This is a genomic window from Chryseobacterium sp. SG20098 (genome assembly GCF_031844745.1).
Taxonomy (GTDB): Bacteria; Bacteroidota; Bacteroidia; order Flavobacteriales; family Weeksellaceae; genus Chryseobacterium; species Chryseobacterium cucumeris.
Window position 1 is genome coordinate 4,731,114 of record NZ_CP134622.1, and the last position, 19,120, is coordinate 4,750,233.

Annotated in this window: 17 protein-coding genes; 14 read left to right on the top strand and 3 right to left on the bottom strand. The window is 35.8% G+C overall.

Annotated elements, in window-relative coordinates; translation table 11 throughout:
* Positions 1-228: 228 nt before the first annotated feature.
* A complete protein-coding gene (locus RHP76_RS21695) occupies positions 229-2,325 on the top strand; it encodes a M13 family metallopeptidase (RefSeq protein WP_123278149.1) in 2,097 nt (698 codons plus the stop codon).
* Positions 2,326-2,385: 60 nt separating this feature from the next.
* On the opposite strand, the gene RHP76_RS21700 is transcribed toward RHP76_RS21695, so the two are convergent.
* Positions 2,386-3,432 (bottom strand): hypothetical protein, encoded by a 1,047-nt coding sequence (locus tag RHP76_RS21700; protein WP_120233008.1) that lies wholly within the window; start codon positions 3,430-3,432, stop codon positions 2,386-2,388.
* Positions 3,433-3,786: 354 nt separating this feature from the next.
* Between RHP76_RS21700 and RHP76_RS21705 the strand changes: the two genes are divergently transcribed.
* The 11 genes from RHP76_RS21705 to RHP76_RS21755 all read left to right on the top strand — a co-directional run bounded on the left by RHP76_RS21705 (position 3,787) and on the right by RHP76_RS21755 (position 15,960).
* Entirely contained in the window at positions 3,787-4,233 is a 447-nt protein-coding gene (locus RHP76_RS21705; protein WP_041461881.1) for a type VI secretion system contractile sheath small subunit, read from the top strand.
* Positions 4,234-4,253: 20 nt separating this feature from the next.
* On the top strand, positions 4,254-5,615 hold the full coding sequence (locus RHP76_RS21710) for a DUF5458 family protein (protein WP_062676366.1): 1,362 nt from the start codon (positions 4,254-4,256) through the stop codon (positions 5,613-5,615).
* Between the two features lie 78 nt (positions 5,616-5,693).
* Complete coding sequence (locus RHP76_RS21715) at positions 5,694-6,152, top strand: hypothetical protein (RefSeq protein WP_228432261.1); 459 nt, start codon at positions 5,694-5,696, stop codon at positions 6,150-6,152.
* A gap of 195 nt (positions 6,153-6,347) precedes the next feature.
* Complete coding sequence (locus RHP76_RS21720; RefSeq protein ID WP_311229046.1) at positions 6,348-8,822, top strand: glycoside hydrolase family 24 protein; 2,475 nt, start codon at positions 6,348-6,350, stop codon at positions 8,820-8,822.
* Between the two features lie 3 nt (positions 8,823-8,825).
* On the top strand, positions 8,826-9,767 hold the full coding sequence (locus RHP76_RS21725) for an XAC2610-related protein (protein ID WP_311229047.1): 942 nt from the start codon (positions 8,826-8,828) through the stop codon (positions 9,765-9,767).
* Positions 9,768-10,022: 255 nt separating this feature from the next.
* Entirely contained in the window at positions 10,023-11,057 is a 1,035-nt protein-coding gene (gene mutY / locus RHP76_RS21730) for an A/G-specific adenine glycosylase (protein ID WP_288442096.1), read from the top strand.
* 44 nt (positions 11,058-11,101) lie between these two features.
* On the top strand, positions 11,102-11,659 hold the full coding sequence (gene gldD, locus RHP76_RS21735) for a gliding motility lipoprotein GldD (RefSeq protein ID WP_062676361.1): 558 nt from the start codon (positions 11,102-11,104) through the stop codon (positions 11,657-11,659).
* A 27-nt stretch (positions 11,660-11,686) separates the two neighbouring features.
* Positions 11,687-12,610: a PfkB family carbohydrate kinase gene (locus RHP76_RS21740; protein WP_062676360.1), complete on the top strand. Its 924-nt coding sequence runs from the start codon at positions 11,687-11,689 to the stop codon at positions 12,608-12,610.
* 86 nt (positions 12,611-12,696) lie between these two features.
* Positions 12,697-14,064 carry a peptidylprolyl isomerase gene (locus RHP76_RS21745; RefSeq protein WP_062676359.1) on the top strand — a complete coding sequence of 456 codons (1,368 nt, stop codon included), beginning with the start codon at positions 12,697-12,699 and terminating at the stop codon, positions 14,062-14,064.
* 166 nt (positions 14,065-14,230) lie between these two features.
* A complete protein-coding gene (locus RHP76_RS21750) occupies positions 14,231-15,175 on the top strand; it encodes an NAD(P)H-dependent flavin oxidoreductase (protein ID WP_062676472.1) in 945 nt (314 codons plus the stop codon).
* A 14-nt stretch (positions 15,176-15,189) separates the two neighbouring features.
* Complete coding sequence (locus RHP76_RS21755; protein WP_311229048.1) at positions 15,190-15,960, top strand: alpha/beta fold hydrolase; 771 nt, start codon at positions 15,190-15,192, stop codon at positions 15,958-15,960.
* Positions 15,961-16,024: 64 nt separating this feature from the next.
* Here RHP76_RS21755 and RHP76_RS21760 read toward each other — a convergent pair whose 3' ends face one another.
* On the bottom strand, positions 16,025-16,645 hold the full coding sequence (locus RHP76_RS21760; RefSeq protein ID WP_311229049.1) for an HD domain-containing protein: 621 nt from the start codon (positions 16,643-16,645) through the stop codon (positions 16,025-16,027).
* Between the two features lie 27 nt (positions 16,646-16,672).
* Complete coding sequence (locus tag RHP76_RS21765) at positions 16,673-16,972, bottom strand: rhodanese-like domain-containing protein (RefSeq protein ID WP_047377132.1); 300 nt, start codon at positions 16,970-16,972, stop codon at positions 16,673-16,675.
* 163 nt (positions 16,973-17,135) lie between these two features.
* Between RHP76_RS21765 and queG the strand changes: the two genes are divergently transcribed.
* Positions 17,136-18,074, top strand: a complete 939-nt coding sequence (gene queG, locus RHP76_RS21770) for a tRNA epoxyqueuosine(34) reductase QueG (RefSeq protein WP_288442589.1) — start codon at positions 17,136-17,138, stop codon at positions 18,072-18,074.
* Positions 18,075-18,434: 360 nt separating this feature from the next.
* The gene (locus RHP76_RS21775) at positions 18,435-19,118 is read left to right on the top strand and encodes a TIGR02117 family protein (protein WP_311229050.1); all 684 of its coding nucleotides are present in this window, start codon (positions 18,435-18,437) and stop codon (positions 19,116-19,118) included.
* Positions 19,119-19,120: the final 2 nt, after the last annotated feature.

Here is a 19,120-nt window from a genome sequence, read left to right on the forward strand (position 1 = left end):
AATAAATAATAAGTAATAGGAATCATGATTAGGAATCTAAGTGACAATTTTATATTAACGGTTTCCATCATTCCCCTCTTTCGGAGGGGTGGCAAAAATTCAAAGAATTTTTGACGGGGTGGTCTAATAACATTAAACTTTAAATCCCGAATTATCAATTATCATTCATTACATATCATTAAAGTTTGTATATTTGATAAGTTTGTGTAAAATCAAAAATTATCTTTAATGAAAAAGCTAAATATTGGAATACTTGCCCTTTCAGGTATTGTATTTCTTAACTCATGTGGTGCAGCAAAGACTGTAGGGACAGACAATAAAACAGAAGCTACAGCAAAAGTAGTTGAACCGGTAAAAGAAGAAGCAAAAGAAGAGGGAATCAATTTATCGTATATGGATACCAGTGTCCGTCCACAAGATGATTTTTTTAGCTATGTGAATGGAAACTGGGTGAAAACGACTCAGATTCCTTCAGATAAAGCAAACTGGGGATCTTTCAATGCATTGAGAGAAAATGTAGATGATGCTTCATTAGATATATTAAACAAAATTCTTACAGAATCATATCCTTCCGGGTCAGAAGGACAGAAAATCCAGAATCTGTATGCCTCTTTTATGGATACCAATAAGAGAAATGCAGAAGGTCTGGCTCCTATCAAAGCTGATCTTGCCAAAGTAGATGCTATTAAAAGTCTTGGTGATCTTCAGAAATATCTTTTAGAAGCTACAAGATTAGGCGATAATTCTTTCTATGGATGGAGAGTAGGTGCTGATATGAAGAATTCCAATATGAATGCGGTGTATCTTGGCGGTCCGGATCTTGGTTTGGGAAGAGACTATTACCAGAAAGTAAATGATGCCAATACTAAAACACTGGCGGAATATCAAACCTATGTTGGAAAGTTATTCGGAGTTTTAGGATATAAAAATACTACTCAGGCGGCACAGAATGTGGTAGACTTTGAAAAACAGCTTGCTAATTATTTATTGACTCTTGAGCAGAACAGAGATGCCAATTTAAGATATAACCCTAAAAAAGTATCAGAATTATCTGGGCTTGTGAAAAACGTTGACCTGGCAAAATATCTGAAAGATGCAGGAGTAAACACAGACCGGGTGATCATCGGAGAACTGAAATATTACCAGAATATGGATCAGTTCATTACCCAGAAAAACCTTCCTTTACTGAAAGACTATCTGAAATATCATATTATCAATGGAAACGCAAGTAATCTGGATGACAATTTGGAGCAGATCAGATTCGATTTCTATGCTAAATATTTACAGGGACAAAAAGAACAGCGTCCGATGAACAAAAGAGGGCTTACCCTTGTCAATGGTGTTCTGGGTGAAGCTTTCGGAAAATTGTATGTAGACAAATACTTCACTCCAGAAGCTAAAAAGCAGATGGAAACGTATATTGATTACCTTTTAAAATCATTTAAAACACACATCGCAAACATAGACTGGATGTCTCCTGAAACCAAAGTAAAAGCTCAGGAAAAACTATCCAAGTTTACAGTGAAAATCGCTTATCCTGACAAATGGAAAGATTATACTCAGTTGAAAGTAGAATCACCAAAAGAAGGGGCTACATTATATTCTAATCTTCAGAATGTAGCAGCATGGCAATATCAGAGAAGCTTAGATAAAGTAGGAAAACCTGTTGACAAGACAGAATGGGGAATGTCTCCACAAACTGTAAATGCTTACTACAGCGGATCAAACAACGAAATTGTATTCCCGGCAGCCATTCTTCAGCCGCCTTTCTACAATCCTAAAGCAGATGCAGCAGTGAACTTCGGGGGAATCGGAGCCGTTATTGGTCACGAAATTTCTCACGGATTTGACGACAGCGGTTCACGTTTCGATGGAGACGGTAACCTGAATAACTGGTGGACGGATGCAGACCGTAAAAACTTTGATGCAAAAGTAGGTCAGTTAGCTGCTCAGTACAGTGCTTACGAACCTGTAAAAGGAAGCTTCGTAAACGGTAAATTTACTAGTGGTGAAAACATCGGTGATTTAGGTGGAGTAGCAGTGGCTTACGATGCCCTTCAGATGTATTTAAAAGACAAAGGAAACCCTGGAAAGATCAGCGGATTCACTCAGGATCAGAGATTCTTCATGAGCTGGGCAACGGTTTGGAGAACGAAAGCTACCGATCAGTATATGATCAACCAGGTGAAAACCGATCCCCACTCTCCGGGAATGTTCAGAGCATTTGGTCCGTTGGTTAATCAGGACTCATTCATTAAAGCATTTGATATCAAACCGGGAGACAAAATGTATAAAGCTCCTCAGGACAGAATAAAAATCTGGTAATTTTACCATAAATTGTTAGAAAAGAAAGAATCCGATTCAATACGAAGCGGATTCTCTTTTTTAATATTCTTTCTTATAGTTTCGGAGCACAAACTTTATTCCGGTTTCTATAATATCTCCCATGGTTTTACAATATTTGAAATTAACATCATAGGTGAGTTTTTGTAAAGCTGTTCTTAGTTCTATGACATTGGCTTCCGGTGCAAGATTATCTTTTTTCATAATAGAAATAAGTTCATCAAATCTGTTTTGACTGCTCGTTACTCTTTTTACAATTTGTGAACGTACTTCTTTGCGGTATTGTTCTATGGAACTTGGCTTCAGCTTTTCCAATACCATATTCACCATTTGATTATTTTCTTTGAAATACTGTGGAAGATAAACTTTCAGATTTCCCTCATACGTTTGCTGATCAAAATCGATAGGACGGATTCTGTAAATAACCTGATCAAAATCGTGTATCGGAATCACTACATAATTATAAGAACGCATATCACCAAGGAGTCCAATAAGGCAACGCTCATTGAATTTCACAAATTCTTTGGAAATCTGTGCTTTTTCAAGTTCGGAGCAGTTGGATAAATGTTTCTGAATAAAAACGTCTCCGGGAATTCCTAAAATATGTTCCTCGATCAAAGTGTTTTTGTAAACCAGAAAGTTTATTCGGTTGGGGGAAAGCAGATCTTCAAGTTCCAGCCCGAATATTCGGGAAGCATCTGCCTGTTTAATATAAAAATAGGTGTAATTATCGTTAAGTATATTTCTCACCCGAATACGAAAAGGTTTAGAATTTCCGAACGTACAAAAGTCGATCGTATCAACTTTCAGATAAGGTAAAGTAGCAATATCTCCATCAGAATGAAGGAGGGTATAGATTTTATTTAAATTGGCCTCTATTTCTTTAAACTCATATTCAGAATACAGTACCCCAAGCCACAAAGTATCTTTGCCATCTTTATCCAGAATTCTTACACTGTCGCTGAACCTTAAAAGATCTTCATACAGAAACTTAATCTTGGTCGTTCTGTTATATTTTTCCAAATATTGTTGTAATGCTTCTGAAACAGGAAATATCGGTTTTCTGAATGCTATTTTTACATCTTTCATGACACTGTTCACTTTGTTTAAATATAAAGAATAATTTTTTGTAAAATCTTAGCAATTCTTATTTTAACATTTATCAGACATGTTTTTAAAAGAGTAAAGCGGACAAAAATTTTATTTTATTTTTCTTGGAAGACTTTATTTATTTTTTCATAGCTTAGTGATATCGTAATACGGTGATTTTATGTTGAATAAATGCAGAAGAATTTAGATGATCCAAGAAAAATCTTAGTAAAATTTTGTATGTTACAGTTTTTTTTTAAATTTAAACATTGGATTGGTAATTTATTTGATTCATCGGTAAATTACTCGAGGACAGATCCAAACCAAAATAGTAAATCTCAAAATAACAATAATATGGCAATGTTTAATTATGGTGTTGGCGGAAACGAGGTAAAAGTAGACGCTAATGAAGCTATTCAGGAAATACAGGAAAATAAATCACTGATAGTAAGCCAGCTTACAACAGAAGAGTCTTATACCCCTGAAATCGTAACAGGATTAAAAACAGTGGAAGACGTTTTCAGACATTTCCAGCCTTCAGTATCGGTACAGCACGAAACAGAAGATGGTGGAGTGGTAGAAGAAGAATTCCGTTTTCAAAACCTTGGAGACTTTACCCCTAAAAGCCTTACTCAGAAGTCAGATTATCTGCAGCAATTGAGCATGGAACAGGAGCAGTACAATAAAATAGTACGTCAGCTGAAAACAAACAAAATTCTGCGCAATATGCTGGAGAACGATCAGACAAGAGCGGCGTTCATAGAGGTATTGAAAGAAGTGGCACAAGAACTTGAAAAATAATTAAAGACTTACATTAAATCATGGATAGCAAATTACAGGCACAAGAAAGCCAGCAGCAGGGTCAGCAGCAACACGCAGGGCAGCCGAAGGGTAACCCGCTTGCAGAGCTCAATAAAATGGGAGGATTTGGCTTTGTTGAATCCGTTGTAGACGGTATTGCCAATATGAACCCCACAAGAAAGGCAAGAAAAGAAATCTTCCTGAACGATAGCAATAAAGCAGAAGAAAGAAAAGAACTTCTTCAGAAGATCAACCTTTGGGTAAACCTTTTAGAAGGTAGCGAATCTGCTGATAAAATGGCTGATACGTGCAAAAGTAAAGCACAACAGGCCGACGAGAATTTAAAGAAAAACTTAAAAAATACACTGGATGCCGTTCGTATGTTGGAAACCAACTACAGAACAGTAGCCCAATTCTACAAAAATACGGAATTGGATAAAGTGGATAACGTAAGTATCGTGAATGCAAGCCTTGAGCAGGTTTCCGATCTGGATAATCCTCTGTTCATTGACGCTATTTCAGAAGAATTCAAAAATTATTATGACCGTCTTGACCTTAGAGACAACTACTCAATCCTTGCCATACCTGGATATTTAGGATCAAACAAGGTCATCGAGAAGTGGGCAAAAATCTGTAACGAAAACAAAGTAATGATGGTTACAGACTTCGCTAACCTTGATAAGCCGGATGACGTGGTAGATTTATTCCACTCTGCCAATCTTACAGGAGGTGAGCTTCACAGAAGTAACGTTATCATGACGTGTAACTGGCTGGTAGGACGTGGTAAAGCTGAAGAAGTAGGGGAAGAAGAAAACGTAGAACTTCCGCCTTCCACTTCATTAGCAGGAAAAATCCATAAAACACTGATGTCTCAGGTAGCAGCAGGTAAAAAACATGGTAATATCAACGAAGTAGACGCTGTAAAATTCGAGCTTAAGAAAAGTGAAATTTCTCAGTTGGAAAAAATGGGTCTTGTACCAATGGTTAACGAATACGGAAAAATTATGGCTTTCTCAGCGAAGACCTTATTTACAGGAGACAATATCGGTCTTCAGACGTATTCCGTAGTTCGTGTATTTGACTATGTAACTAAAGTATTACTTGATTTCCTTAATAGAAGAGCTTTCGAAAACTGGAATGCTAAGAATGAGGATGATTTGAGAAGACAGATTGTAACATTCCTGGATAACATCAAAGGACCGGACAAGCTGATTGAGAAATTCAAAATTGTTCGTTTCGAGCAGGATAGAGTAAACAAAGACAGAGTATGGCTGGATATCCGTATGACCCCTTATTTCCCTACAAAAAGTTTCGTTATTAAATTGGACGGGCACAAAGGAGATGATGGTAACGAATGGGATGCAGAATATACTCAGGAGTAACATAAACGTACTTTAGATAACAAAAACCGATGCAATATTACATCGGTTTTTTTTCAACCAACACCTATGAAATTGAATATGAATAAGAAACTTATCATTGGTTTACCAATGTTATCAATACTTCTTTTGATAAGTTGTGAAAAAAAATACCAAAGTCCAGGCACTTACGAAAATGATCTTTTCGCACAGGAACGCCAGGAAGGAAAAGCATACATCATGAACAGAGATGAATGTTTTGATGGCAGTGAACTCGTACTTGCAAGTTCAGAGGTAAAACTGGCAGACAGTTCAAAAGGCCGCGGAAAATCATTCTATCTCTATAAAGTAAAATCCGGAAAAGTATTGAAAACAGTAAGAGATTCTACGGTAGATATGCCAATGCTGTTTTTATCTCAATACAAATTAAAGATCAAAAATACAGATTCTATGTATGTGTATCTGAAGAAGCTTGAAGGGTATCGTTTTATAGCCAAAGACAGAAACCTTAAGTATCAGTGGTTAAAAGCGGCTCCGGTATATTCAGTTGAGAAAAATTAACTTTAAATTCAAGTTTTTTATATCACTATGTCATGATTTTTTTTACTTTTGTTTTTGAACAAACACAAAGACAAAATGAAAAAGAATGTAACCCTGTATGAGGATATCTCCCTCTATCGTCTCCAACCATTTAATCTGAAAAGTAGTACCTGTCTAAATAGCTTCCGACTGGGAGTTCGTTAAATTCTATCAGCCATGACAGGGAATATTGCCGGGGATCAGAATCCTCGGGTTGGAACAACATGTTCCTACGAAATAAAGCCTTCAGTACTTTCATTTGTACTGAATAGAGACTTTGAATGGTATCTTTATAAGAAACAGAAAAACGGAAGCTGGAAAGACATCACCGGAAAACCAAAAACCGGTGAAAAAGTGACATACAACTTTGGAGAAATAGCGCTGGGAGTAGAATTTCAAATGAAGGTGTATGAAATTAAAAAAGGGATTTTACCCGGCCTTCCCGTTACCAAAGAACTGGCTGACAGCCTTATAATTGTTCCTATCAGCAACAAGGTTCCAAAGATTGATAAAGTAGTCCTCTTCAACAGAGGAGCAAAAGACGTCAATAAAGCCAGCTACAGTGATACTCTTATCGCACAAGCTCATTGTATTGCGATGTTTAATAAAGAGATTGAGTTTCATCTTTGGGAAGATGACGCTCCTGGAAAAGGGCACGATGCCAGTATTAACAAAAGCAACCGTCACACCCACAGCTACAAGGCTCACGTCAATGAAAAAGGAATTGCGGAAGTATCTATTCATTTAATGTCTGATGAAAAAATCCTTCGTCAGATGGCCGATCAGTTTCTGATGAAAGGTGACAGAAATGAAGGCGCCAATCATGAATATTATATTACGGCTACCTACTCCGGGAAAATTCTGGGAGCCAGCCAGGTGAATGTAGAGGTAGCCAACCCTGATTATAAGAGCCAACCTCAAAATCACCCCAAACCTAAGCCGCAGCCTGAGAAACACACACCAAAATTCCCTGTCGGACCAGAAGGTGGTCCTAAACAGCCGGATCCTAAAGGTAATATTATAGAAGCTGTTTTCATTGATGATACAGGAAAAGAGCTTTCCAAAGTAGCGGTAGGAGATAAAGTTAGGGTCAGAATTCACTCCAAGAATATGGTGGAAAAACACATTCAGTATGTCATCTGGAAATATGATTCCACATCCACTCATGAAGTTTATAGAAGTGCAATGATTAAAATTCCTGCCGATGTATACGATACCTCAGGATTTATCATTACAAAAGTGAGTTCTGAAAAAGGAATAGGCTTTCCTATCGGCAATTCGAATTTCTATACACAAAACTATTTTATAGAAATTATCTCCAAAGATCTTTCTGCAGAATCTCAGAAATTTGGGGTAAATTCGGAAGGCCTGATGCAGGTGAAGAAGGTGAAGAGTGCGGTGGTGGTACAGAAGCAGCCTGTGCAAGGGAAATCAACTGGCAAAAAAGTGTGCGAATGCGAAGCTAGGGTAAGAGCTTATATGAGGATGCTTAGAGTTGGTGAAGGTACGGGAGAAATAATTAAATCTCAAAAATATAATAAGGAAAAGAAAAAGATGGAAGTTGTCTATATTACCAATGATTTTGAAGGTGGTTACACTAAATTATTTGGAGGTAGTCATTTCACTGACCCACCTTATAACAAAGGTATGATTACTCACCCTGATATTAAAATTCTTTGGTACACAAAAAAAAATGGAGAAAAGGTATATAGTTCGGCAACAGGTGCGTACCAAGTAATGGGATATACTTGGAATGATAATGAAATGATAAAGAAAAGAACTATATATAAAATAAAAGACTTTTCTCCCGAAAATCAAGATAAATTTTGCCTGGTACTTTTTAAACATAAACGAGCAGGTATGTTAGATTTGATAATGAAAGGAGATATACAAGGTGCTACTGAAAAATATGGAAGTTATGAATGGGCGAGTTTACCTCCTGGAAGATATGGACAACCTATTGAAACAATGGAAAAAGCATTGGAGTTATATACTAGATTTTATCAAGAAGAATTATCTGGTAAAAGCCCTTTACATTTAAAAAAAGATTTTTTAAAAGAGTTCGGACATGATTGCTGTGAAGAAACTTCCCAAAAGAATAATCAAATAGAATTATCCTGTGGCAAATCAGAAATTGATTTGAGAGATAAAATAAAATGGCAAACACAATTTGACTCTAAGTGGGGAGGACGTGATAAACAAATGGTAGCTTGTAAAAAGACTTGTGATGATATATTGATTAATAGTGGACTTAGAGCTACTTCATTATCTCACTTATACCAAATAGCAATAGAAAATAATACTCATACACAGTTAGATATTAATACTCAAATTTCAAAAGAAGCTGTTTTATATCTAGATGCTGAGTTGGAAAAAGGACATCCAGTACAAGTGGGAGTGGATCATGGATTAGGTTACAAAATTAATAATAACGCTGATCATTCTACTGATCATTTTGTAGTTATTGTTGGAAGAAAATGTGATGGTATTAAATGTTATTATATTTTTTACGATGTTGGTACGAGTAATAAAGATAAAGGGGCGAGTGATGATAATCGTTTGTATTTCGATCCAACAAATTACTCTTTAAAGGGAAAGACAGTTTATAATGGCCATTTTTATACAGTTACTCAAATAAGAAAAAATAATTAAAGAATGAAAAATATAATAAATAAATTATCATACATAACATTATTTACTTCTATAATAATCTCCTGTCAGTCTAAAGAAGAAAAACAAATGAATGAAGGTTATTCTGAAAATATTGCCAGTGATTTATATAATAGTAAATGGTATCTCATTAATAAAGAAAACAATGAATATTACTATTGTACTAATGGAGATCAATTTTTCGAAATAAATAAAGATAAAATTTACGATCATACTCCTATGGAAGATACCACTTTTAGTATTGATCATAAAAAAGAAAAAGGAGATAAAATATTTTTGTATGGAGATAAAAAAGAATCTTTTTATTACATGATAAGATGGGTTGATAAGAATAAAGGAATTATATCATTCCAATTAAATACATATGAATCCAACCTTTTTATAATAGAAAAAAAATTAACAAGCATTAAGAATAAAACCTGTCAGCCAAGTACTAAATCATGTGAGTTTAAAAACCTGTCAAATAAGTATAAATTTATTTTAGAAGCCGAAGAATATAAAAATGAGAAGGAACAAAAATATCCAACTTCAGCGTGGATTATTGTAACAAATAAAAAGAACGGCAAATCACAGGAGATTCATTATGAACCAAATTCATGGACATCTTATCAAGATTTGCCGTGTACCAACTTTTTTGTAAAAGATTTTAATTTTGACGGCTTAGAAGATTTTGCAATTGTTTGGGATCAGGGAGGCGTCGAAAAGTTGTATGAATATTATCTTCAAGATAAAAACGGAAATTTTTCTGCTTTAGCATCTTTCCCTTTACAGCATGGAATTTTAGCAGAAAATATTGATTTAGTAAACAAAACAATTACAACACAAAGTATTATAGGATGTTGTCATATTAATATAAATAAATATAAACTTAATTCTAATACTACTTGGGAAAGTTCTTCGGAACAGCACGAACTAAAGAAAAAATAATTTATAATAGATGAAATATGATTAGCAACTGATGAAATCCTTTTTAACTTCATGATGTTTATATTTTTTTTGATATTCAAGTAAGTATGATGAGATAAGAGAAAAAAAATAAATTTATACAATAACAGATTCACAAAAAAACTCCTTCAACATCAAAAACAGGAAAAATAAAATAAACCTATCTTTGCAGCATAGAAACAATGTTCTGGATGAAGAGAAAATCATCTCTTCAATGATTTAAAATAAGATTGGTTTTTGGAAAAAAATAAAACAGGTTCAGAATTCCTTCATATAGGAAACAGGCTTTTGGAGTGGTACAGAAATAATGCAAGAGATCTGCCCTTTAGACAGACAAAAGATCCGTACAAAATCTGGATCTGTGAAATTGTATTTCAGCAGACGAGAATCAATCAGGGATTGAATCATTATAATAATTTCATTAAACGATTTCCCGATGTAAAAACATTGGCGGAGGCTGAAGAAAATGAAGTTTTACTCTATTGGAAAGGATTGGGATATTATTCAAGAGCCATCAATATTCATAAAGCGGCCCAGCAGATCATGAACGATTATCAGGGTGTCTTTCCTCACGAATATGAAGAAATTTTAAAACTGAAAGGAGTAGGAAAATATACTGCAGCAGCTGTTTCAAGCATTTGTTTCGGTGGAAGAATGCCTGCTGTTGACGGAAATTTCTACCGCGTTTTGAGCCGTCTTTTTGCCGATGACTTCGATATTTCAAATTCAAGAGCGTTTACCTATTTTTCTGAACTGGCCGCCTTGGTAATGCCGGAAAATGTAGGAGACTTTAATCAGGCTATGATGGATATCGGCTCGGAAATCTGTAAACCCAAAAATCCGTTGTGCGGAGAATGCCCTGTAAATGAAGATTGTCTGGCATTTTCCATGCAAAAAATTTCAGATTATCCTGTAAAAACGAAAAAAGTAAAAGCAGAAGATCTTGCTTTGACCTATTATTTTGTTCATAGAAAAGGACAATTTCTGATCCGTCAGAGAGCAGATGACTTCATATGGAAGAAATTATTTGAGTTTCCCACAGCTATTCCTTCCGATATGAAACCCTTCATTACAGGTTCAAAAACAGTCACCCATAAACTGACTCATAAGAATTTAAGCATTGAAATTTGGAATGTCGAGGTTACTTCAGAAAAACAATGGAATGATTTTATCGCTGAAAATCAATACCTGATTACAGACCTTGAAGGCTCTCATGAAAAATCCTTTCCGAAGCCTTTGGAAATTTACATTCAAAACGCACTGAAAGACTGAAATTTGTCTTCCGAAATCTGAAATCTAATTTGTACTTTTGCAAAATGATTAAAAAAGTCATTTTTATTTTTGTATCGCTGCTTTTAATTTCATGTGGAAAAGACCCTTCACCAAAACCTTATGGAGAACTGCGTCTTGAATATCCCGCACCGAAATACCAGAAGTTTGAAAACGATTGCGCCTATACCTTTGAGTATTCGGACTTTGCTTCGATTGCTCCAGCGAAGAAACCTTGTTGGTTCTATCTGAACTATCCAAAAATGAAAGCTAAGCTTTTCATTACCTATTACCCTATACAAAACGACTTTGCTGACCATATTAAGGAAGCTGAAAAAATGGTATATGAGCATACCATCAAAGCCAGTTCCATTGATACAAAATCCTTTGAATACCCTGAAAAGAAAGTATATGGAAACTTCTATGAATTGAAAGGGCAGAGTGCTTCCAATCTTCAGTTTTACATTACAGACAGTACGAAACACTTCGTGACTGCTTACTTATACTTTAATACGAGACCGAAACCGGACTCTCTTGCGCCTGCAGTGAACTATATCAAAAATGATATGAAACATCTGCTGGACACTTTTGAATGGAAAAAATAATTACTTTTAATATACATTGAAAAATATATGAAACTTTTAGTTGTAGGAAGTGTTGCATTTGATGCAATTGAAACACCATTTGGTAAAACGGACAAAATTTTAGGAGGTGCAGCCACTTATATCGGGATCACTTCATCAATTTTAGGCGTTAAATCCGGAATTGTTTCTGTAGTAGGAGGAGACTTTCCACAGGAACATCTTGATATGTTCACAAACAGAGAGGTAAACATCGAAGGAATTGAAATTGTGAAAGAAGGAAAAACATTCTTCTGGTCCGGAAAATACCACAACGATCTGAATACAAGAGATACTTTGGCTACAGAAGTAAACGTGTTGGAGAACTTTGATCCGAAAATCCCGGATTCAATGCAGGATGCCGAAATTTTACTACTTGGAAACCTACACCCTGGAGTTCAGTTATCTGTACTTGAAAAAATGAACAACCGTCCTAAGCTGGTTATCCTTGATACCATGAACTTCTGGATGGATTCTGCATGGGATATCTTAATGGATATGATTGCTAAAACAGATGTTATTACCATCAATGATGAAGAGGCAAGACAGCTTTCAGGAGAATATTCTTTAGTGAAAGCAGCTAAAAAGATCCACACAATGGGTCCTGAATATGTGATCATTAAAAAAGGAGAGCACGGAGCTCTACTTTTCCATGATAATAAAGTATTTGCTATCCCGGCACTTCCACTGGAAGATGTTTTCGATCCGACAGGAGCTGGAGATACTTTTGCAGGAGGTTTCGCGGCATATCTTGCTAAAAAAGGAAAAATTGACTTCGAAACGATGAAATCTGCTCTTATCGTAGGATCTGCAATGGCTTCATTCACTGTAGAGAAATTCGGAACAGAAAGAATAGAAGAAGTAAACGAAGCAGATATGTTCAGCAGATTGAGACAATTCAAAGAATTAACGACATTTGATGTTGAACTGCAGTAAATAAGTCTTTTTAAGAAATATTTATAATAAAAAATTGAGTGAAATTCGTTAAGAATTCTAAATTTGCAACTTGTTAAAATAGTAAAATGACAAATAAACTAAAAATCACTTTTCTTCTTGGGATTTTCATCATGATATTCTCTTCAAATATGATGAATGCCCAGCTAAAACAAGGAGATTTGGTGGATGGTATTGCAGCTGTTATCGGGGATGAGATTGTATTGGAATCTGATGTAATCGAGCAGATGAATTATGGTAAACAACAGGGAGCTGCCAACACAGATAAATGTGAGTTCCTGGAAAACCTTATCAGCAATAAGCTTCTTGTATACGAAGCAAAAAAAGATACCTTAATTGAAAATCGTTCTGCAGCAATCAAAGAACAGGCTAATGCAAAATACCGTCAGATGCTTTCTCAATTTCCGGATGAAAAAACAATGCTTGCAGCTTATAAGTTCAGAAATGCTTATGAACTGAAAAATGCTATTGAAAAAATTGATACAGACCAGTATTACGGACAGGCAAAGTACCAGAGAATAACTGATAAAGCGGACGTAACTCCTAATGAGGTAACTGATTTTTACAATATGTATAAAACACAGCTGCCACAGGTAAAAGATGAAGTTACTTTAGCTCAGATTATGATCTACCCGTCACTTACAGAAGCTCACAAACAAGAGCTTATCAACAGGTTGAAAAAAATCAAGCAGGATATTATCGGAGGGGAAACTTTTGAAAGCCAGGCAAGAATCTATTCTGAAGATGAAGGATCTGCCGCTAATGGAGGATTATATAAAAATATCAATAAAGGACAGATGGTAAAGCCATTTGAAGCTGCAGCATTGAACCTTCAGGAAAATGAAATTTCAGATCCTATTGAATCTGAATTCGGATTCCATATTATTCAGTTAGTGAAAAGATCTGGTAAAGTATATGATGCGAGACATATCTTGTTAAAAGCAGTACCTACTGATGATGAGATCAAAACAGCAAAAGCAAAATTAGACAGTATAAGAGGTCTTATCGTTGATGGTAAAATGACGTTTAAAGATGCTGCTTTTAAATTCTCTGACGATAAAAGAACAAAATTCAATGCCGGGATCATTCCTGGAGCTGATGGCTCTGATAAAATTGAAAGAGAAAGTATCCCTGGAACAATCAGTTACGAATTGGCAGGATTAAACAAAGGTGATATCACTACTGCTTTTGAAGACGAAGAGAATAAGAGAAAACAAATCAAGATCATCAAAGTTGAAGATGTGATTCCTTCTCACCAGATTACTCTGGAAACAGATTTCAGCAGAATCAAGCAGATGGCGCTGAATAAAAAGAAAAGTGAAATGGTTGAAAAGTTTGTCAACTCAAAGTTACCGACAACCTTTATTTCAATTGACGGACGTTACGACACCTGTAACTTTAAGTCTAACTGGAAGAAACAATCCTTAACAAAATAAAATCAAAACCTTCAGAATTTCTGAAGGTTTTTTTTATAATAAGCTTTAAAGAATAATAAGCTATGATAGAAAATATTGACATATTTTTCCCGGAAAACAGTTGTTTTTATTATTTTTACACATGAGCAATTTTATAGATTTTAACGCTGCAAAAAAACTTCATGACATGGAGGCTACACACAATAGAATTTCACACCTTTTTAATATTAAATATCCAATTATCCAGGCAGGCATGATCTGGCATTCAGGATGGAGACTTGCTTCTGCAGTTTCTAACTGTGGAGGATTAGGAATAATAGGAGCAGGAAGTATGTATCCTGATATCCTGAGAGAAAATATCCGGAAATGTAAACTGGCGACAGATAAGCCATTCGGGGTAAATGTACCGATGTTATATCCTAATATTGATGAAATCATTCAGATCATCCTTGAAGAAGGAGTGAAAATTGTATTTACATCAGCCGGTAACCCGAAAACCTATACGGAAACCCTTCAGAAAGAAGGAATAAAGGTTGCTCACGTAGTCTCTTCTACTAAATTTGCTGTAAAATGCGAAGACGCAGGAGTAGATGCTGTTGTTGCAGAAGGTTTCGAAGCAGGAGGCCACAACGGAAGAGATGAAACCACCACATTCTGTCTTATTCCGAATGTAAAGAAACATATTTCTAAACCTTTAATCGCTGCCGGAGGAATTGCTTTGGGTTCACAAATTAAGGCTGCAATGATTCTTGGTGCGGACGGTGTACAAATCGGTTCCCGTTTTGCTGCTACCCACGAAGCTAGCGCCCATGAAAACTGGAAAAAGAAAATTACAGAACTCCAGGAAGGAGATACACACCTTACGTTGAAAGAACTGGCTCCTGTAAGAATGGTTAAAAATAAATTCTTCAATGAGCTGGAAGATATTTATGTGAACGGAAGAAACAAAGATGCTTTAATCGCATCGCTGGGAAGAGCCAGAGCAAAAAAAGGGATGTTTGAAGGAGATATGGAAGAGGGAGAACTAGAAATAGGCCAGGTTTCTGCTTTAATTGATGAAATTCTTCCGGTGGAAACTGTTTTCAGCCATCTTTTAAAAGAATTTGAAGAAACGAAAATGCCGGTTTTTTGATATGATTTTATTCGATGGAAGGAAGAATAATTGATGTAAAGGGACAAAAATTATATATCGAACACAATAATCAACTTCGAGACAGGCCTACCATTGTTTTTCTGCATGATTCATTAGGATCTGTGCAGCTCTGGAGAGATTTTCCGGCTAAGCTGGCTGAGATCACACAATGCAATACTCTTGCTTATGACCGTTTAGGCTATGGGAAATCGTTTCCTATGCTTACTCATGAGAGGCCGGTACATTATATGGAACTGGAAGCAGATCTGTTGAATGATGTATTGACTGAAATGAATATTGATAACGTTGTCCTGTTCGGGCACAGTGATGGGGGAACAATTGCTTTGATCACCGCTGCAAAATATCCCGAAAGAATAAAAGCCGTTATCTGTGAAGCTGGTCATATTTTTGTAGAAAAAACAACTTTAAAAGGAGTTTACGACGCATGGGAAGCTTACAAAACGACCAATCTTCCGGAACGTTTGCAGAAATATCATGGTGATAAAGTAGAAATGCTTTTCAGAGCCTGGACAGAAACCTGGACACGGGATGATTACAGAACCTGGAATATAGAGTATTTCCTGAAAGATATTACAGCTCCATTGTTATTTATTCAGGGAGAAGCCGATGAATATGGCACATTGGATCAGGTAGAAAAAACAGTTACTCAGGTCGGTGGAAGTGCAGAAAAATATATCATTCCCGGTATAGGACATACACCGCATAAAGAAGTGCCTGAGCTTGTATTGGAGAAAGCGGCCGGATTTATCAGCAATTATTTCTAATATACAATATCAACAAGACACCTGTTAACGGGTGTCTTTGTTAAATCAACAGATTGATCTATTTTTATTTCAATAACTGTAGCTCGGCAGCAATATTTTCCCTTGCCTGAGCCTCATATTTATCCTTAAAATATTCTGTTTTAAAGATACTTTCAAGTTCAAGGAAATGTTTGAGCACTTTTTTTCGTCCCGGTTTATAAAGGAAGTCAGGATAAATAGAATACTCTTTTCTGATATTCTGAGTATATTCTGAATAAGTTTTAAAATCTATACCCAATACAGAAAGGTCGGCATCAAGCAGATAATTGGTGTCTTCATTATCGGATTGATGATGTGATTTTGTTGCCAGAATCTGCGCAGAAATGAGTGAAATTTTATTTCTATCTATATCAAGTTCTCCAAGCCTTTTTTCTGCTTTGGCCGCACTTTTTTCCTCATTAGACTTAGAAGAAGCATCGTAGATAACGTCATGGTAAAACACGGAGAAAGAAATGGCTGTAAAATCTGAAATATCGCTTTTCACAGCTTCAAGCTCACTGAACATATTTTCAAGATGAAGAAGATTGTGGTAGTGTCTGCCTTTTTCAGAATATCTGGTTTCAACTTCGTTCCACAGACTGTCGATCAGCTGTTTGTTTTCGGTGAAAGAAGAACAAAGCGTTTCAAAATAGTTTTTCAGATTCATAGAAATAAGATATAAAAAAAGGAACTTTTAAAAAGTTCCCTGATTTGCTTCCAGAACAGCCTTCAGCTCAGCCCAGCCTCCGCCGTTATAACCGTCCTTTAATCCTTGAGCGTTAAGATAATCCAATGCTTTTCCGCTTCTGTTTCCGCTTCTGCAGAATAAGATAACAGGCTTTTCAATAGATAGGATCTCATCCTGTCTGTCTTCTACTTCACCTAAAGGAATATTCTTAGCACCATCTATATTACCGTCCATTTCAAGCTCCATTGGCTCACGAACGTCGATTAATTCATAGTTTCCTGATTGTATTACTTCTATTAAAGACATAGTTGTTGGTTTAAATATTAAATTAGAAACGAAATTACGTATTTTTTTTTTGAAAAAAATCCTAATTAAAACATAATTTTTTCAGAAAGAACCATTCGTGGGAGGTACTTTGGCATAAATCTGAAGATTGATAAAATAATCTTAATTTTGCAGTGTGAAATTAATGAATGCAGACGCTGAAAAATATTCCCAACTCATAAAGTCCAAGGCAAAAAGTTTTGGATTCCAGAGTTGTGGCATTTCCAAAGCTGATTTTCTCGAGGAAGAAGCTCCTCATCTTGAAAAATGGCTGAAGAATAATTACAACGGCGAAATGAAGTATATGGAAAATCATTTCGACAAAAGACTTGATCCGAGACTATTGGTAGAAGGTTCAAAATCTGTGATTTCACTTTCTTACAACTACTTTCCTGAAGAAAAAATTTCAGCGCTGGAGAACTTTAAAATCTCAAAATATGCTTATGCAGAAGACTATCATGAAGTAATCAAAGAAATACTCCGTGAAATGGTTGCAGAGCTGCAGGAAGAAATAGGGGAATTTGGATTTCGTGTCTTTGTAGATTCTGCGCCGGTTTTGGAAAGAGCGTGGGCTAAAAAATCAGGAATAGGCTGGGTAGGGAAAAATGCCAACCTCATTACCAAACAAAGCGGTTCTTTTTATTTTCTGGCCGAAATCATCTGCGATCTGGAGCTGATTCCTGACCACGCCACTACAGATCATTGTGGAAGCTGCAGAAAATGTATCGATGCCTGTCCTACAGATGCCATTGTTTCTGAAAAAATTATAGATGGAAGCCGCTGCATTTCCTATGCAACCATAGAACTCAAAAGCGAAATCCCGGATTATTTTAAAGATAAAATGGAAGACTGGATGTTTGGCTGCGATATCTGTCAGGATGTTTGTCCCTGGAACAGGTTCTCAGCGCCTAACAAACAGAGCCGCTTCCAACCCAATGAAGCGTTGAAAAACTTCAAAAAAGGAGAATGGAAGGAACTTACTCAGGAAATTTTCTCAGAAATCTTCAGAAAGTCTCCCGTAAAACGTACTAAATTTACAGGACTCAAAAGAAATATTGAGTTTTTACAGAAATCTTCTGACTGAGTTTTCTCTGAACTTTTGGTGACAATCCCTCTTTTGGAATTTTTTGAAGTTCCAAACCAGAGCTGATGGTCGACCATTCCTTAAATTTTTCGCTTTAAGGAGGTGAAGATTTACATTAATAAGTTTCTTAAAAAGCCTTTCCTATAAAGAAAAATTGATTTTCAGGAGATCAGAATCTCACCGAAAATCAACGTCTTTTTTGTATTCTTTTAGGAGCAGTTTTTACTCTTACTTTAAACCTTTTTTGGGATTTAGTATTTTTACGCATATTTGTGAATATTTCGTAACTAAATATAGCTAATTTTTCGATTAAAACAAATACTTTTACTAAAAATTAAAGATTAAATTTTATTAAAAAACATGACTGTGAAAACAATATTTATGTATCTCCTGAAAGTGGTAGGAATTATTTTAGGGATTGTGATTATTTATGTCATCCTTGGGTTGTTGATTCCCTATATTCCTGTTTCCGCAAAAGATGACGGACAAAAGAAAGAAATTCCAATCTACATTTATACCAACGGAGTGCATACCGATATTGTAATGCCTGTGAAAAACGATTTGCAGGACTGGAGCCGGAAAATTCCTTTTGCCAATACAAAATCAAAAAGAACAGACTATCAGTATATAGGGATAGGATGGGGAGATAAAGGTTTTTATCTTGATACACCTACGTGGGCAGACCTGAAATTTTCAACAGCCATAAAAGCTGCATTCTGGCTAAGTGATTCAGCTATGCACTGTACTTATTATAATACGATGAAAGAAGGCGATGACTGTAAAATGATTATGATCAGCAGAAGTCAGTATGAAAATCTGGTGAAATATGTGGAAGATAAATTTGACAGAGATCAGAACGGAAATTTTATGTTGATCCCTACCAATGCTGTTTACGGTGATAACGATGCTTTTTATGATGCAAAAGGGACTTATAGCTTTCTGTATACCTGCAACACCTGGTCAAATAACGCTTTGAAGGCAGCAGGGCAAAAAGCCGCACTTTGGACTCCTTCTGATTTCGGAATCTTTCAGCATTATAAATAAAA

What these genes read in the sequence shown, in the direction of transcription:
- RHP76_RS21695 (WP_123278149.1), top strand. Translation starts at nt 229, where the DNA reads ATGAAAAAGCTAAATATTGGAATACTTGCCCTTTCAGGTATTGTATTT.
- RHP76_RS21700 (WP_120233008.1), bottom strand. Translation starts at nt 3,432, where the DNA reads ATGAAAGATGTAAAAATAGCATTCAGAAAACCGATATTTCCTGTTTCA.
- RHP76_RS21705 (WP_041461881.1), top strand. Translation starts at nt 3,787, where the DNA reads ATGGCAATGTTTAATTATGGTGTTGGCGGAAACGAGGTAAAAGTAGAC.
- RHP76_RS21710 (WP_062676366.1), top strand. Translation starts at nt 4,254, where the DNA reads ATGGATAGCAAATTACAGGCACAAGAAAGCCAGCAGCAGGGTCAGCAG.
- RHP76_RS21715 (WP_228432261.1), top strand. Translation starts at nt 5,694, where the DNA reads ATGAATAAGAAACTTATCATTGGTTTACCAATGTTATCAATACTTCTT.
- RHP76_RS21720 (WP_311229046.1), top strand. Translation starts at nt 6,348, where the DNA reads ATGACAGGGAATATTGCCGGGGATCAGAATCCTCGGGTTGGAACAACA.
- RHP76_RS21725 (WP_311229047.1), top strand. Translation starts at nt 8,826, where the DNA reads ATGAAAAATATAATAAATAAATTATCATACATAACATTATTTACTTCT.
- gldD (WP_062676361.1), top strand. Translation starts at nt 11,102, where the DNA reads ATGATTAAAAAAGTCATTTTTATTTTTGTATCGCTGCTTTTAATTTCA.
- RHP76_RS21740 (WP_062676360.1), top strand. Translation starts at nt 11,687, where the DNA reads ATGAAACTTTTAGTTGTAGGAAGTGTTGCATTTGATGCAATTGAAACA.
- RHP76_RS21745 (WP_062676359.1), top strand. Translation starts at nt 12,697, where the DNA reads ATGACAAATAAACTAAAAATCACTTTTCTTCTTGGGATTTTCATCATG.
- RHP76_RS21750 (WP_062676472.1), top strand. Translation starts at nt 14,231, where the DNA reads ATGGAGGCTACACACAATAGAATTTCACACCTTTTTAATATTAAATAT.
- RHP76_RS21755 (WP_311229048.1), top strand. Translation starts at nt 15,190, where the DNA reads ATGGAAGGAAGAATAATTGATGTAAAGGGACAAAAATTATATATCGAA.
- RHP76_RS21760 (WP_311229049.1), bottom strand. Translation starts at nt 16,645, where the DNA reads ATGAATCTGAAAAACTATTTTGAAACGCTTTGTTCTTCTTTCACCGAA.
- RHP76_RS21765 (WP_047377132.1), bottom strand. Translation starts at nt 16,972, where the DNA reads ATGTCTTTAATAGAAGTAATACAATCAGGAAACTATGAATTAATCGAC.
- queG (WP_288442589.1), top strand. Translation starts at nt 17,136, where the DNA reads ATGAATGCAGACGCTGAAAAATATTCCCAACTCATAAAGTCCAAGGCA.
- RHP76_RS21775 (WP_311229050.1), top strand. Translation starts at nt 18,435, where the DNA reads ATGACTGTGAAAACAATATTTATGTATCTCCTGAAAGTGGTAGGAATT.